At 65.5% G+C, this 12,892-nt stretch carries 13 protein-coding genes and 1 pseudogene; 4 read left to right on the forward strand and 10 right to left on the reverse strand.

Translation table 11 applies throughout. The features are described from left to right. Positions 1-68: 68 nt before the first annotated feature. The 4 genes from AB0M22_RS18300 to AB0M22_RS18315 all read right to left on the reverse strand — a co-directional run bounded on the left by AB0M22_RS18300 (position 69) and on the right by AB0M22_RS18315 (position 3,458). The gene (locus tag AB0M22_RS18300; protein ID WP_364727734.1) at positions 69-836 is read right to left on the reverse strand and encodes an SDR family oxidoreductase; all 768 of its coding nucleotides are present in this window, start codon (positions 834-836) and stop codon (positions 69-71) included. Positions 837-1,114: 278 nt separating this feature from the next. Further along, entirely contained in the window at positions 1,115-2,452 is a 1,338-nt protein-coding gene (locus AB0M22_RS18305) for a hypothetical protein (protein WP_364727737.1), read from the reverse strand. A gap of 184 nt (positions 2,453-2,636) precedes the next feature. After that, positions 2,637-3,308: a MarR family transcriptional regulator gene (locus tag AB0M22_RS18310; protein WP_364727739.1), complete on the reverse strand. Its 672-nt coding sequence runs from the start codon at positions 3,306-3,308 to the stop codon at positions 2,637-2,639. Between the two features lie 21 nt (positions 3,309-3,329). Further along, positions 3,330-3,458, reverse strand: coding sequence for a hypothetical protein (locus AB0M22_RS18315; RefSeq protein WP_364727742.1), 129 nt, complete (start codon positions 3,456-3,458; stop codon positions 3,330-3,332). Positions 3,459-3,583: 125 nt separating this feature from the next. Here AB0M22_RS18315 and AB0M22_RS18320 point away from each other — a divergent pair, with 125 nt between their 5' ends. After that, positions 3,584-3,994, forward strand: coding sequence for a hypothetical protein (locus tag AB0M22_RS18320; RefSeq protein ID WP_364727745.1), 411 nt, complete (start codon positions 3,584-3,586; stop codon positions 3,992-3,994). Between the two features lie 239 nt (positions 3,995-4,233). On the opposite strand, the gene AB0M22_RS18325 is transcribed toward AB0M22_RS18320, so the two are convergent. The 5 genes and pseudogenes from AB0M22_RS18325 to AB0M22_RS18345 all read right to left on the reverse strand — a co-directional run bounded on the left by AB0M22_RS18325 (position 4,234) and on the right by AB0M22_RS18345 (position 8,694). Beyond that, positions 4,234-4,893 (reverse strand): DUF998 domain-containing protein, encoded by a 660-nt coding sequence (locus AB0M22_RS18325; protein WP_364727748.1) that lies wholly within the window; start codon positions 4,891-4,893, stop codon positions 4,234-4,236. Between the two features lie 106 nt (positions 4,894-4,999). Then, positions 5,000-5,427: pseudogene (locus AB0M22_RS18330) on the reverse strand (hypothetical protein); the annotation flags it as partial. Between the two features lie 72 nt (positions 5,428-5,499). Further along, the gene (locus AB0M22_RS18335) at positions 5,500-6,417 is read right to left on the reverse strand and encodes an alpha/beta hydrolase (RefSeq protein ID WP_364727751.1); all 918 of its coding nucleotides are present in this window, start codon (positions 6,415-6,417) and stop codon (positions 5,500-5,502) included. 170 nt (positions 6,418-6,587) lie between these two features. Beyond that, a complete protein-coding gene (locus tag AB0M22_RS18340) occupies positions 6,588-7,484 on the reverse strand; it encodes a LysR family transcriptional regulator (RefSeq protein ID WP_364727753.1) in 897 nt (298 codons plus the stop codon). Positions 7,485-7,884: 400 nt separating this feature from the next. Next, positions 7,885-8,694: an alpha/beta hydrolase gene (locus tag AB0M22_RS18345; protein WP_364727756.1), complete on the reverse strand. Its 810-nt coding sequence runs from the start codon at positions 8,692-8,694 to the stop codon at positions 7,885-7,887. A 280-nt stretch (positions 8,695-8,974) separates the two neighbouring features. On the opposite strand from AB0M22_RS18345, the gene AB0M22_RS18350 reads away from it, so the two are divergent. Further along, a complete protein-coding gene (locus tag AB0M22_RS18350) occupies positions 8,975-9,712 on the forward strand; it encodes a helix-turn-helix domain-containing protein (protein WP_364727758.1) in 738 nt (245 codons plus the stop codon). A gap of 210 nt (positions 9,713-9,922) precedes the next feature. On the opposite strand, the gene AB0M22_RS18355 is transcribed toward AB0M22_RS18350, so the two are convergent. Next, entirely contained in the window at positions 9,923-10,630 is a 708-nt protein-coding gene (locus AB0M22_RS18355; protein WP_364727761.1) for an NUDIX domain-containing protein, read from the reverse strand. A gap of 174 nt (positions 10,631-10,804) precedes the next feature. Between AB0M22_RS18355 and AB0M22_RS18360 the strand changes: the two genes are divergently transcribed. Both AB0M22_RS18360 and AB0M22_RS18365 read left to right on the forward strand, forming a co-directional pair. Beyond that, positions 10,805-12,196 (forward strand): 5'-methylthioadenosine/S-adenosylhomocysteine nucleosidase, encoded by a 1,392-nt coding sequence (locus AB0M22_RS18360; protein WP_364729782.1) that lies wholly within the window; start codon positions 10,805-10,807, stop codon positions 12,194-12,196. A 165-nt stretch (positions 12,197-12,361) separates the two neighbouring features. Continuing rightward, entirely contained in the window at positions 12,362-12,733 is a 372-nt protein-coding gene (locus AB0M22_RS18365) for a peptidase inhibitor family I36 protein (RefSeq protein ID WP_364727763.1), read from the forward strand. Positions 12,734-12,892 lie beyond the last annotated feature (159 nt).

The following is a 12,892-nucleotide window of genomic DNA, read 5'->3' on the forward strand; positions in this document are numbered from 1 at the left end:
GCCCCGATCCACCCTGACCCACCCGGCTAGAGGGTCGGTGCGCAAGACGCTCGAACTTCGCTGGGAGCTCAGCCCAGCAGGGCGCCGCCGGTGGCGTCGAGGACCGAGCCGGTGATCCAGCGCGCCTCGTCGGTGGCCAGGAATGCCACCACATCGGCGACGTCCATCGCCTGACCCATGCGTTTGAAGGCCGAGAGCTGCGACATCTGCTCCACCACCTCGGGGACCGCGAAGACGGGGCGGCCGTTGTCGGTGATGCCGGGGACCACGGTGTTGACGGTGATATCGCGGGGTGCCAGGTGGCGCGCGAAATGCAGCGAAAGCTGCTCGAGCGCGCCCTTGGTCATGGAGTAGGGGATCTGGGCGGAGTTGGCCGACCGGGTCAGGCCGGAGGAGATATTGATGATCCGCCCGCCGTCGGCCAGCAGATTCAGTGCGCGCTGCACGATGAAGAACGGCGCCTTGGCATTGATCGCGAACAGCCGATCGAACTCCGCCGGCGTGATGTCCTCGGGCAGCAGACCGGTCTGGATGGTCGTTGCCGCGTTGTTCACGAGAATGTCGAGCCATAACTCGCCTGTGCGTTCCCGCAGTCCGCGCTCCAGTCCGTCGAACAGTCGGTCCACATCACCCGGCACGCCCAGTTCGGCACGCACTAAAAACGCACGGCCGCAGTCCTTTTCGATCAGTTCGACAGTTTCCTGCGCACCCGCGTCATTACTCGCGTAATGCACCGCGATCAACGCACCCTTGGCCGCCAACTGCCGGGCAATCGCCCGCCCGATGCCCCGGCTCGCTCCGGTCACCAATGCGGTCTTCTGGGTCAGGTCGCTCATGCTTCGTCCCCTTCTGTCCCTCGGCGCGTGGAAAACCGCAGCCAACCGATGCCGGTACCCCGACAGTAAGAATCCGTATTGTCAAGGCACACAACGAATTATCAGAAGAATTGCGCCGGTACCGCCGCACGCGCCCCCACAGTAGCTCCCCGGTCGCCGGACCGCACATAACCCGATTCCCCGCGCAAGCCCGTGCCCTGCAAGCGATTCAGGCCGCGAACAAGGCGGCCGAGATCCACCTGATCATGTCGAAGAAGTGCTGACTGGGACTGCTCGAGTCAGGGTCTGGTCGCGTCCGCGGCGGTCAGGAGCAGGCCGGTGAGCTGGGTGATGATCGCCTCGCGGTTGCCGTCGAACTCCGGGCCGGTCAATCCGGCCTCGGGCAGACCCTCGAGTACCGGGGTGTGGATGTGGCCACCGGGCAGCCCTGGACCCGCGACATCGCGCAACAGCGTTGCGCGATAGGCGCTTTCGTTGGAGAGGTAGCTTCCACCGCCGCCGGCCCACGCGGTCGAGTCCGGCGGCGGCCCGTCGGGCATGGGGACGCCGGGTATGGCCGGGACGCGGCAATCCGTGATCACCGGCAACGCGGGGAAGAAGGGGAGCAGCGCGGTATCGACCGAGGTGCGCACCTTGACCCGGAACGGGCCGGGGACGGCAGCCATTTCCGGTAGCGGCAAGGTCGATCGAGTCCACTGCGGTTGCGCACCCGTCGCCGCGGTATTGGGCACGCTACCCAGGTAGCAGACGGATTCGTTGTCGGCCTTGCCGCCGCGCCAGGCCCCGTTGTTCTGCTCGAGGTCGAACTCGCCCGGGCTGCCGACGCTGAGCGTGGCGAACATGTCCACCTGATCCGCGCCGTCGGTCAGGAACGGCCGCAGGGTCTGCTCGACGACGCCGTCGCCGAAGTCGCGCCAGCGGACCGGCAACATCGCCGCGGCGAATTCGACCCGGCCCCGGTCGGTTTCGACGATCTTGCCATCCAGCGCCAAAGCCGTTGCGCCGGAGGGATTTCCATTCCGAATCTCGGAATCCAGCTTGTAGGGGTCGAAGCCGGTGATCAAGACATGCCGGGTGGTCGAACGGGGCGTCGAGTAGGCGATGCCGTCCTGGCCGCGACCGGTCCGGTCGATCGCCGCGACGAGCCCGCCGCGTTGCTCGGGTGACAACGCGAACGACGGCCGCCACTGCTGCACCGCGGCCACCTCGGCCAGCCGCGCCCAATACAGCGGCCGATCGTCACTCGCGGACAACGAGCCACTCGGTCGCCTGCCTTGGGCGCGGTCCACCCCGTAGCGCCACAGCTCTCGCGCATCGGTGGTGGCCAGCGCCATCGCCGAACCGTAGTCCGTCGTCGAACACAGATCTGCGACGAATGACCGCACCAGGTCGGTGAACCCGCCACCGTCGATCAACCCGGCCGCTTCCGGCCTGGCCGACCGAGCCTCCTCCGGACCGAGCGGAATCGACTGATCGATGCATTCGGCCGTGATCCGTTCCGCGCCAATATCATTGCCGCCGCCCGGCGCCGCAGTCGCAGGAACGCCGACGACAGCCATCGCGCCGAGCGCTACGGCAACCGCCACCGGGGCACACGCCGCCCGCGACCTCTTCATCCGACTTCCTTCCGATTGGCAACAACACCGAGAGTCAGGTTAGGCGTTCCACGCCGCGCTCGTTGTCCGGCATGGTGCGAGCCTAGGCAATGCCGGCCAGCCCGGCGAAGACCTCCCAGTCACGATTCGCGGCACCACCATCGAGCTGGCAGCGGGATCACCGGCACGCTCATTCCGCCACCGCTCAGTCGTCGACGTCCGCTCCCGCGGCGATCGGCTCGAGCCCCGCGATCAGCTCGTCGAGTTCGTCCGCGCTGAGCACGTCGTAGATCGGTGCCGCCAACTCGTCGGTGCGAGCTTCGATCCGCTGCTTGATGTCTCGGCCGGCGTCGGTGAACCCGCCGGCGGCGTCCACGAGCCCGCGCTCGCGCAGCCCGTCGACGACCGCGGCCAGTTGTGCCTTGGGCAGGTGGTGGATCCGGCCGAACTGCTCTGCCTTCATCCCGAGGTCGAGGGCCATGAGGACGTGGGCCTCGGTGCCGCTGATGCCGTGGGCGAGCAGGGCGGCGTTGTGGCCGTCGCCGCGGTGCTCCCGCAGCAGCGTGGCCGCGTGCCAGAGTCCGGCCGCCGGCTCCTCGGGCAGTTCGAGCGCCCGGAGCCCGGCGTACAGCGCTCGCCCCTCGGTCGGCGCGCTGACCGCTGCTCGAGTGGCGAGCTCGGTGACCCGCACCAGCGTGGGCGATTCGGCGAGGTCCCCGATCCGCTGCCGCAATGCGGCGGCGCTGGCGCGCTCGCGCACGGCGATCGCCTCCTGCGGCGTGATCTTCTGCCAGACCCAGGGGATATGGCGGGCCACCTCACCGTCGGCGAAGTTGTAGAAGACCGCGTGCACCACCGCGGCCGGCGCCTGACCCAACGGTGCGGCCCGGCCCGCGAACTATCCGTCCCAATAGTTGCGCATGCCGAGCGCCAGGAACGCGTCGTTCACCGCCGCGGAGAAGGTGACGGTGGCGATCGGCTCGACGAGCTCGAACATGCGGTGGATCTTGGCTTGTGCGTGCGGCATCGGTCGGCCTCTCCCGTGATCGTGACCGCACCCTAGTGGGCGGTCGTTCACCCTAGCTACGAACGACGTGGCCCGGATCCGACAACTCTGCCGATTCTGCCGGAGCGCGGTGGTTCAATCGCTCGATGCGTGGTGACGAGATCCTCGGTCAGTGGAGTGTGGAGGCCGGATTTCACAGCTCGATGGAGGACGAGCAGTTCGTCTTCTGGGACGACGGCGTCGGTTTGGTGGAGTACGCGCGCCCGGGAACGAGTACGTGCGTGCTGTTCCGCTGGGCGCGGACGGCGATTCGGACGGTGCGACTCGAACCGTGTCGATGCGTCCGGCGCGACGGCGATGCGGTTTCCGACGGTGAGGTGCCCGAGGCGGTCGAGATCGGTTATCGGATCGCGCGGGAGCAGCGGCCGTTGATCGGTGAGGTGCTGCCGGTGCTGTACCTGCCGGCTCCGTTCGCGGCGATTCCGGACAGCGGGTACGGGCTGATCACGCGGGAACCGGCGGTGTATTTCGCGAACAAGCGGCGAGCGAGTTCGTGAATCGAGGATGAGTTCGAGCCCTGATCCGGCTGGGAACAGTATCGACCAGCATCTTCATGCAGGTCGGTTGGTGGTTGCCGGGCGGGGGCGGTTCGTCTGTCTCGGGCCCACAGGTCCTCGTGGCCCGAGATCTGCGGTGCCCGGGGGCGTGGGCTTCTCCTTCGGTTCGGCGGGCTAGGCGCGGATGGATCCTGGGGTGGGGCAGGTGGTTCGGCGGTACGGGTGATGCGGGCGGTGGTTCAGGTCGTGCGGCGTAGGTGGACCGCGACGGCGGTGAGGCCGCCGAGGCCCAGTGCAGCACCCGCGCTGAAGGCGACGACGGAGGCGGACGAGGCGGCGAAGCCGGCCAGCACGCCGGCCGGGACGATCCGACAGGCGAGGGCCCAGCCGCGCTGGCCGGTGGTGGCGAAGTGGCGGGCGAGGATCACGAAGGCGGCGCACAGGGCGAGGAATCCGGTGCCCGCGCCGAGCAGGTGGACCACGCCGTGTGCGCTCATCGTTGGCGGCGGTCCGGACGGGGTGCCGACCGGGTAGCCGGCGCCGGGATCGGCGCTGAAGACGGAGTTGAGCGCGAACGAGGTGCCGAGCACCGCGACCAGGCGGGGCGACCAGGTGCCGGCGGTGGTGCCGCGCAGGACCTGCCGGATGCCGGCCGCGCCCGCGCACATCAGAGCACCGGTGACGAGAAACACCCCACGATGGATCCAGCCGCTCTCGCCCAGGCTGAGCTGGCTCAGCGCGTTGCGGCCGAAGGAGAAGCTGTCGTCGGCCAGGCCGAGGACGAGTCCGACGGCGAGGAAGAGCGGGCCCGCGGCGGCGCCGCAGGCGAGCAGGGTGCGCGGGTTGCTCAGGAACCGGGCCACGGTGGGGGCGGAGGAGTTGGTGCGTGCGGGGGTCATGAGCAGTGCCTTCCTTCATTCGTGTTTGAAAGTCATTGGTGAGGCGGAAGTGTTGTCCGCGTCGGTTGTAGAAGTTGAACGGCCCTGATTTTTTGGGTTGAGCTTGTTACCGGGTGGTGTAGGGCGGCATCGGGGCGTTGATCGTGGCGAAATATTGTGCGGCGGCAGCGACCGCGATGGGCGCGGAGATCAGCAGTTGTCCGGCGACGGTGCCGACCGCAGCGATGGCGGCGAGGCAGCCGAGGCAGCCGAGGCAGCCGACCGCAGCGGCCGGGACAAACGGTCCGACCATGCCCACGATGGTCGCGGCGGCGACGGTCGCTCCGGCGATTCCGCCGACCAGAGCGCCGATGCTGACACCCACGCCGATGGTGCTCGTCATCCGCGCCCAGGCGGCCTGCTCGTGCTCGTAGGGCGTCCGGAAGGCGCCGTGTTCTCGAAGGGCAGGGCCACCGGCTGATATACCGCGTGGGCCAGGTCCAGGCGCGGAGTCAGAGTGGCGGCGCGGTCACGGATTTCGACGGCGATGGGAAAGACGCGCCACACCGGACGCCACCTGGTAGGGCGTTCGGTCTGATGACGCCGGGCCAGGCCGTTGCGTGTGTGCTATCGGACGGGCGTCGGCTCGAGGAACGGACCGAGCTGGGGAAGGAGCAGGTCGGGCCGGTACATGATGTCGTAATGTGTTGTGCCCGGAACTATTTCGAGTCGACTGGCGGCAGGCTTTGTACTGTTGAGCCGGGCGGCCATCTCGATGGCGTGATCGCGATACAGGGCGTCGGATTCGGCGGTCAGGATGAGGGTGGGTGCCTGAATATTCGCCAGCTGCGCGGTCCAGTCATAATTCTGGGTGAGCAGCTGCCTGGTCTTGGTGACCAGAGAAGTCCAACCGCCCGGATCCGGCGCGATGCTGGTGTAGAGCGGGTACATGGGAGATTCGCGCAGGGCAACAGGGTCCATGGCGGCCATGCCGGCGCGGGTTTCAGGCAGCCAGCCGTCGGAACGGTAAGGCGCCGAAATGATTGCCAGGCGGTTGACCAGATTCGGTGTGCGGGCGGCCACCTGCATGGCCACGCCGCCGCCGAGTGAATAACCCAGCAGATCGGCCTTGCCGAGTTTGAGGTGGGTGATGAGCCCGGCGATGTCATCGGCCAGTGACTCGTAGGTCAGCGGCCGGTCGCGATCGGGCGTGTGGCCGTGGGCCTGCAGTTCCACCGAAATGACCTGGCGGGTTTTGGATAGTTCGGGAATTAGCCCGCCGAAGGAGTTTTCGGCGGTGACGAGTCCGCCGTGCAGCAGAATCAACGGTTGCCCGCTGCCGCGCGTCTCGTAATAGAGCCGACCGCCGTTGATTTCGGCGTAGCGGCCTTTACCGTCGGCAGAGACTTGATCGGCCGCGGTAGACCGGGTTTCCGAGGTGGACACGCCACCGCTGGTGGTGTCGTCGCTGGCACAGCCGCTGACCAGCAGAGCGGAAATCGCCACGCTTGCCATGGTGGCCAACGGCATGATGCGGAATCGCATGGTTTACCTTTCGAGTTCAGGCCACGAATCCGTCGGCGCCGGTGAGGAATTTCCCCGGGTATCGGGCGTGGAGTTCGTGCCGCGCGGGCCTTTGCCGCCGCACCATGATCCTCGCCAATTGCTCAGCGGCCCAACAAGCGGTTATTCGGCAACGCCGGGTGTAGCCGGACTCAACGATCCGAAAGAGCCGCCTCGGCAATGGTTTCGACGAAACTCTGGACAAGCGGGTTCTGTCCTGCGCTCGGCCACATCAGGCCGTAGTCGATTGTCGGTGCGTCGTGGAAGGGTACGAATTCGATGCCGGGGCGCGAGTGGAATCGTTCGGCGTGCAGTGCGACGGTGCTGACACCGACACCTTGGCTGACGTGTACGAGGACCTCGGGCCAGAAATTCGTTGCCGGTCCCTGCGGTATGGGCCGCCCGGACGGGGTCCGGCGGGGAAAGTAGTAATCCATCCAGTAGCGCGGAATCAGCTCGTCGGCGAGGGTGATCAGCGTCGCGTCCGCGAGATCCTCCATGGATACCGACTCGCGGGCCGCGAACGGATGTCCGGCGGGAACCATCAGTGCGCGCGGTTCGGTGAACATGATCGCTCCCGTCGTGATGTCGGGTTCGGCAATGGGAAATTCGGTGAGCTGGAGATCGACAGCGCCCGAACGCATTCGGCCGAGCGGATCGACCAGCTGGATCTCTTCGACATCGACGACGGTGTCCGGATAGCGAATACGGAACAGATCGGTCGCCCTCACTATCAGGTTTCCACACCAGGCACCCGAGAAACCCACTGTAATAGTCCGCTTGACGCTGTTGCCCCGGCTCGCCGCAGTAATGCTTGCGGAAATCTGGTCGTAGGCGGGGCGCAATTCGTCGCGCAGCTGCTTGCCGAGCGGCGTAAGTGCCACCGTGCGGCTGTTGCGGTCGAAAAGTGGTGCGCCGATGCGCCGTTCGAGCTTGCGAATCGTCTGGCTGATGCGGCTCGTTGTTACATGCAGGCGTTCGGCGGTCCTACCGAAATGTAGTTCCTCGGCGAGTGTGAGAAAAGCCTCCAGCTCCAGGCGTTCGAGCATGTGTCTTGTTCCTATCGTGAAATGGCGCTCAACGCAGCACGTTCGATTCCGAACTTGCCGCCCGCCGGATTGCCTTCGAGGCTGGAACTATCACGCCGCGCGCATCCGCGTCCGGAGACGCGGCTCTCGACCGAACGGAGTTCCTCGAGGTGAGCAAAGTCGTTGTGCTGCTGGATATGTCCGTGGATGGAATCGCCGGAAACCCGTCGTGGACGAGCCGGTTCACCGACAGGGATTACCTGAAATACCGGCGCGGACAGCTCATGGACAGCCGAGCGCTGCTGCTCGGCCGGATCACCTACGAGCTACTGTGCCGAGGACAGTTCGCCGCGGACGCATCCCGCACTACGTGGCGATTGGCAGGAACTCAGAACTTCGATTCCGGCACTGTCGTCCTCGATTACCGTCCGGCCCGAACCGCCGCCGTTTCACGCACCGCGTCGGCCACGGCGTGGAAGTCCTTGCGCAAGATGTGGGAATGATTGCTCGCGACCTGCTCGCTGATTTTCAAGTTCGAGTTGCTGACGAGCACCGGATTCAGTGACGCGCGCACCGCCTCCATGACCTCCGTGCTGCCGCCGAGGTTCGCGCCGGTCGCCAGGACATAGCGCATCGGGACGGTAATGCGCTCGAGGACCGGCGCGAGGGCGGCGTGAAGTTCATTGGCTTCGATATTGATATCGGCGTGCTGATCGGCGGACATCCGCGCGGCCAGGCCCAGCGGGCGTGCCACCGGCATAAGGAATCGCATGCGGCGGAACAGTTTCCGGATCTGCTCACGGCCTTCTGCACCGGTCAGCCCGTACGGCATAGCACCGTCCACACACACCACCCCCAGGATGCGATCCGGATTCTGGTCGGCATAGTGCGCCGCGAGCAGCGCGCCGTAGGACCAGCCCACGATCAGCGGCCGCTGTGCGCCGGTCGCCTCGACGACCGCATCGATATCGCGCAGACACGCTGCGAAGGAGTAGTCCGCGGACCGCCGCGACTTCCCGCGAGCGCGCTCGTCGAAGGTGATGTGGCGGTAGTCGCTACCGAGTTCGGCGATGACGTGCTGCCAGTGCTTCTGCACGCCATAGGAACCGTTGAGGTAGATGACCGGACGCCCGGTGCCGCCGGTGTTCGTCACTGCCAGCTCGGTGTCGTCCACCGACACCATGCCGGTCCAGGACGAGGTAGCCGGGTTGGAGGCAGTCGTTTTGCCCATGATGAATCTCCTTGCGCGCGACATTGATTCTGCGAGATTCCTAGATATTCGGGAATCTCTGAACTATCAGAACAGTACGTTGCGTTCAGTATTTAGTCAATGTATGTCGGCAGCATATATCAATGTCAAGCGACTACAGAGGCCAATTTTGCAATGAGTATGACAGTAAACGCAATGGGGCAATTTTGCCTGGCATTGCAATGAGGTGCAGTTGAACGCATACTTGGCGGCGAGTGCGGGCACTGGTTCCGCGCCTGACGGAGAGAAGGAACCAGCCCTGATGCCCGGAGGCAGGCTCACCGATCAGGACCGTCAGCGCATCGCCGCGGGACTGGCCGAAGGACTCGGATACGCGGAAATCGGTCGACGGCTAGAGCGTCCGGCCTCGACCATCATGCGCGAGGTCACCCGCAATGGCGGACCGGAGGATTACCAGGCGGACCGGGCACACCAGGACACCCGCCGGCGTGCGCGTCGAAATAAAAACTCGCGACCTCGGGCGCCGATCCCCGACAGCGGATATGGGCGCGACCCCCAAGCGGTCCAGCGCCTCACCGAATCCTTTACCGCGCTGCTGATTCAGCAGGGGTTGCCCCGAATGGAGGCCCGGGTGATGGCATGCCTGCACATCACCGACTCCGGCGCGCTGACCGCCGCGGAGCTGGTCCAGCGGCTGTGCGTCAGTCCCGCGTCCATCTCCCATGCCATCGGCTACCTCGAAGGGCAGGCGATGCTGCGGCGAGAACGGGTGCCCGGTGGGCGGCGCGAACGCTACGTCATCGACGATGAGATTTGGGTCCGGAACCTGCTCGCAGGTCTGCAGATGAGCAAAGACCTTGCGGCCGAATCGCAGCGAGCGGCCGAGATCCTCGGTGCCACAACCCCGGCGGGCGCCCGCTTCGAAACCTCCGCTGAACTCCTCCTCCTCGTGAGCGAGGCCTTCCAGCACGCCATGGACCAGTGGCGGCAGCGCCTGGCCACCCGGAGGGCCGAGCAATCAGGTTGCAATCTGAGCTGAAGGGGACGGCTAGCCGGTGAACCGAACGGCGACCCAGTGCCTGAGATCGAACCTCGTGCTCGGATCACCGACGTCGACACCCGCATGAAACGGCTGGTGAGGTTGTCGGCGCCTCCGACCGTCACGCGGGAACATGGGTTTGAGCCAGGATCTGGGGTAGGTAATCCCCCTGTCGCGCACTGTTGGTGCAGGCCACAGAGGGTGTTGGACTCATCTGGTGCTGTCGCGCAGGATCGCGGGGTGCAAAGTCTCGGTCTTGCCGCGGCGGTAGAGCGCTGCGGGTCGCCCGCCGTTCTTGGTGGTCCGTTCACCGGTCGGAATCAGGAAGTCCTCGACACTGGTGACCTTGCGATGGAAGTTGCGGATGTCGATGGACTGACCCCAGACGATCTCGTACACGCTGCGCAGGTCCGACACGGTGAACTGGGCTGGGCAGAAGGCTGTCGCGATCGTCGTGTACTCCAGTCGGCGCCGGGCTCGCTCGACGGCGTCGGCGAGGATGCGCGCGTGATCGAACGCGAGAGCGGGGCGGCGGCGCAAGACCTGGTGCACGGGCACCCAGCTCGCCGCACTGGCGTCACCACCGGCGACGGGTTCCGGTAGGTCGGGGAGGATCGCGAGGTAGCCCACGCTGATGACCCGTCGGCGCGGGTCGCGCCGCGGTGCACCGTAGGTATGCAACTGCTCCAGAAACAAGCTCTCCGCCGGCAATCCGGTCTCCTCCGTCAGCTCGCGCATCGCAGCGGTATCGAGGTCTTCGTCCTCTGATGCGAGGAAGCCGCCCGGCAACGCCAGCTTGCCGCGGAACGGCTCGATACCTCGCTCGACGAGCATGACCTGAAGTTGTGCCGACCTGATCGTGAGCACAACGAGATCCACCGCGACCGCTACCGCCGGAATGCTCCACTCGTCATCCATCAATCCAGCCTATCTTTATTGTCGTTCTGACAAGAGCCGCCCTCCGGCGCAACCCGCTTCGGATCGTTTGCTTCTTGAAATATCGTGCACGATTTAAAAATGTCATATTGACGAAAAGGGTCCGACGGCGCTACCTTGAGAACCTCAGCCGAACGGAGGGGGAACCCCGTGATCGTGTTCTTGACCGCGCTCGACCTCGAGGGGGAGGCGGTACGAGCTCATCTCGCTGGCCTGCAAACCCGTCATCATCCTGCGGGCACCGTGTTCGAGGTGGGTCATCTCGCAGGCCGACCCGACTACCCGGTGGCACTCGCGGTGATCGGAATGGGCACAGTGAACGCCGCGGCGATCACCGAGCGCGCGATTGCCGAGTTCCGGCCGTCGGCAGTGGTATTCGTCGGTATCGCCGGTGGGCTGCGGGAGTGGATTGCGTTAGGTGATGTCGTCGTGGCCACTCGCGTGTACGCGTATCACGGTGGCCGGGTCGACCAGGATACGTTCCTGGCCCGCCCGAGGGCATGGGACACCTCGCACCGACTTGTCCAGCTCGCCAAATACGTCAATCGCAACAAAGCGTGGCCCGGTGCCACCCATACCGAGGTCGCGGTGCACTTCGAACCCGTCGCCGCCGGTGAGATCGTGCTCAACGCTTCGGCCGGGCCCGAGCACGATCGCCTGCACTCCCACTACAACGACGCCGTCGCGATCGAGATGGAAAGCGCCGGCGTCGCGTTGGCCGGACAGCTGCACGACTCGACACCCACCATCGCCGTGCGTGGCATCAGCGACCGTGCGGACGGTGCCAAACACGACGCCGACAACGCCGGCTGGCAACCCGTCGCTGCAGCCAATGCCGCTTCGTTCGCGGTCGGGCTCGCGGCCGCAATCCACGAAACACAGGAGAAAGCCGTGACCACCAACGAACCGCCTCAAGGGCCAGGTCAAGGACAGCAACCCCCCTCTCAGGTCCACTCCAACGAGTTCACGCACACCGAAGGCGGCATCTCGACCGGGGGCGATATGCGCCTCGGCCGAGGAAGCAAAGCCGTTGCACGCGACGACAACTCCGACAATTCACGGCGCGGATACCGCGGATTCAGCCTCGGCGGGATCCGGATCAGTCGAGGCGGGCTCGCCGCGGCCGCTGCGGGAATGGTGGTGGTCGGCGGTGCCGGGGTTTTCGCCATAACCCGCGATGCAGGTCTCCCAGCGCCGGAAACCGTGGGCACCGATCAAGGCGCGGCCGGTATCACCGAAGTGGTCAACGCCTTCACCGCGGCAGTTGTCGCCGACGACGCAGAACGGGCCTGCGAGTTCGTCGGAGGATTTGCTCGCGAGACGGATGAGTCCTATGGCACTTGCGAGGACAAGGTCCGAAATGGTCGCCTGCTGGGACAACACAGTATTCCCGTCGTCAAGGCGCTCGACGGGAAGGCGTTCGTGGTCCGGGCCGAAGGGACCGAGGGCCGGGCCGAGTACAACGGTTCGCTGTACTTCGAGCTGGGATACGGGTTCGGGCGCTGGTACGTCACCGACCTCATGGGATACGCCAGCTACGTCAACTAGGGCTCGAAATCGTAGGTGATGTTCCGCGAGTCGTCGCGGTTACGCCTACAGCGAAATACCTGGAACTATCGGCCGATGTCGGAGTTCCTCAATCTTGGAAGCGCTTTCGGCTTTCCGTCGACGGGACGTTGCGAGCGCGGACCGAGCTGAACTGAGGAGAATGTTATGTCGTGGTACCGAGGTTTGCTTGCAAGTGCTTCAGTTGTGCTGCTCACTGGCGCGGGGATAGTGGCTGGATCGAACGATCATGCGCAAGCAACAGGGGATCCCTGCGGGAAGGTGGGCTGGGTTTGCTTCTTTTCTGATCGCGATTTCGGTGGACGGAAGTCTGTCGATATCGCGCTGTTGTCCGGGGTCGGCCCCCGGTGTATCAGCTGGGAAGGAACTGCGTACCGATCGGTCATCAACGACTCGCAGTATTATCCGCAGAGGATCTATGCGGAGCTTGGTTGCAAGGGACAATCGATCGTGGTGGATGAGGGCGGAACGGGGATACCGGATCTCGGATTCGGCGCCCATTCTTTCGGCGGCGCCTAGATCTGACTGCGGTGCTTCGGGGACGCCGATTGTCCGAACGACCATACTAGGTAAACACGGCGTCCCGGCCGTGAAGACGAGAACGACGCTCAGATCCCGACTCAGCAGCTCTCCCAGGAACGGTCAGCTCCCTCGCGGTCACCAGCCCGATCACGCAGG

The organism is Nocardia sp. NPDC051756 (genome assembly GCF_040681495.1).
Taxonomy (GTDB): Bacteria; Actinomycetota; Actinomycetes; order Mycobacteriales; family Mycobacteriaceae; genus Nocardia.

Coding starts and splice junctions, on each gene's coding strand:
- AB0M22_RS18345 (WP_364727756.1), bottom strand. CDS start 8,694: ATGGGCAAAACGACTGCCTCCAACCCGGCTACCTCGTCCTGGACCGGC.
- AB0M22_RS18365 (WP_364727763.1), top strand. CDS start 12,362: ATGTCGTGGTACCGAGGTTTGCTTGCAAGTGCTTCAGTTGTGCTGCTC.
- AB0M22_RS18315 (WP_364727742.1), bottom strand. CDS start 3,458: ATGCCGCACGCACAAGCCAAGATCCACCGCATGTTCGAGCTCGTCGAG.
- AB0M22_RS18335 (WP_364727751.1), bottom strand. CDS start 6,417: ATGCGATTCCGCATCATGCCGTTGGCCACCATGGCAAGCGTGGCGATT.
- AB0M22_RS18300 (WP_364727734.1), bottom strand. CDS start 836: ATGAGCGACCTGACCCAGAAGACCGCATTGGTGACCGGAGCGAGCCGG.
- AB0M22_RS18340 (WP_364727753.1), bottom strand. CDS start 7,484: ATGCTCGAACGCCTGGAGCTGGAGGCTTTTCTCACACTCGCCGAGGAA.
- AB0M22_RS18350 (WP_364727758.1), top strand. CDS start 8,975: ATGCCCGGAGGCAGGCTCACCGATCAGGACCGTCAGCGCATCGCCGCG.
- AB0M22_RS18355 (WP_364727761.1), bottom strand. CDS start 10,630: ATGGATGACGAGTGGAGCATTCCGGCGGTAGCGGTCGCGGTGGATCTC.
- AB0M22_RS18325 (WP_364727748.1), bottom strand. CDS start 4,893: ATGACCCCCGCACGCACCAACTCCTCCGCCCCCACCGTGGCCCGGTTC.
- AB0M22_RS18305 (WP_364727737.1), bottom strand. CDS start 2,452: ATGAAGAGGTCGCGGGCGGCGTGTGCCCCGGTGGCGGTTGCCGTAGCG.
- AB0M22_RS18320 (WP_364727745.1), top strand. CDS start 3,584: ATGCGTGGTGACGAGATCCTCGGTCAGTGGAGTGTGGAGGCCGGATTT.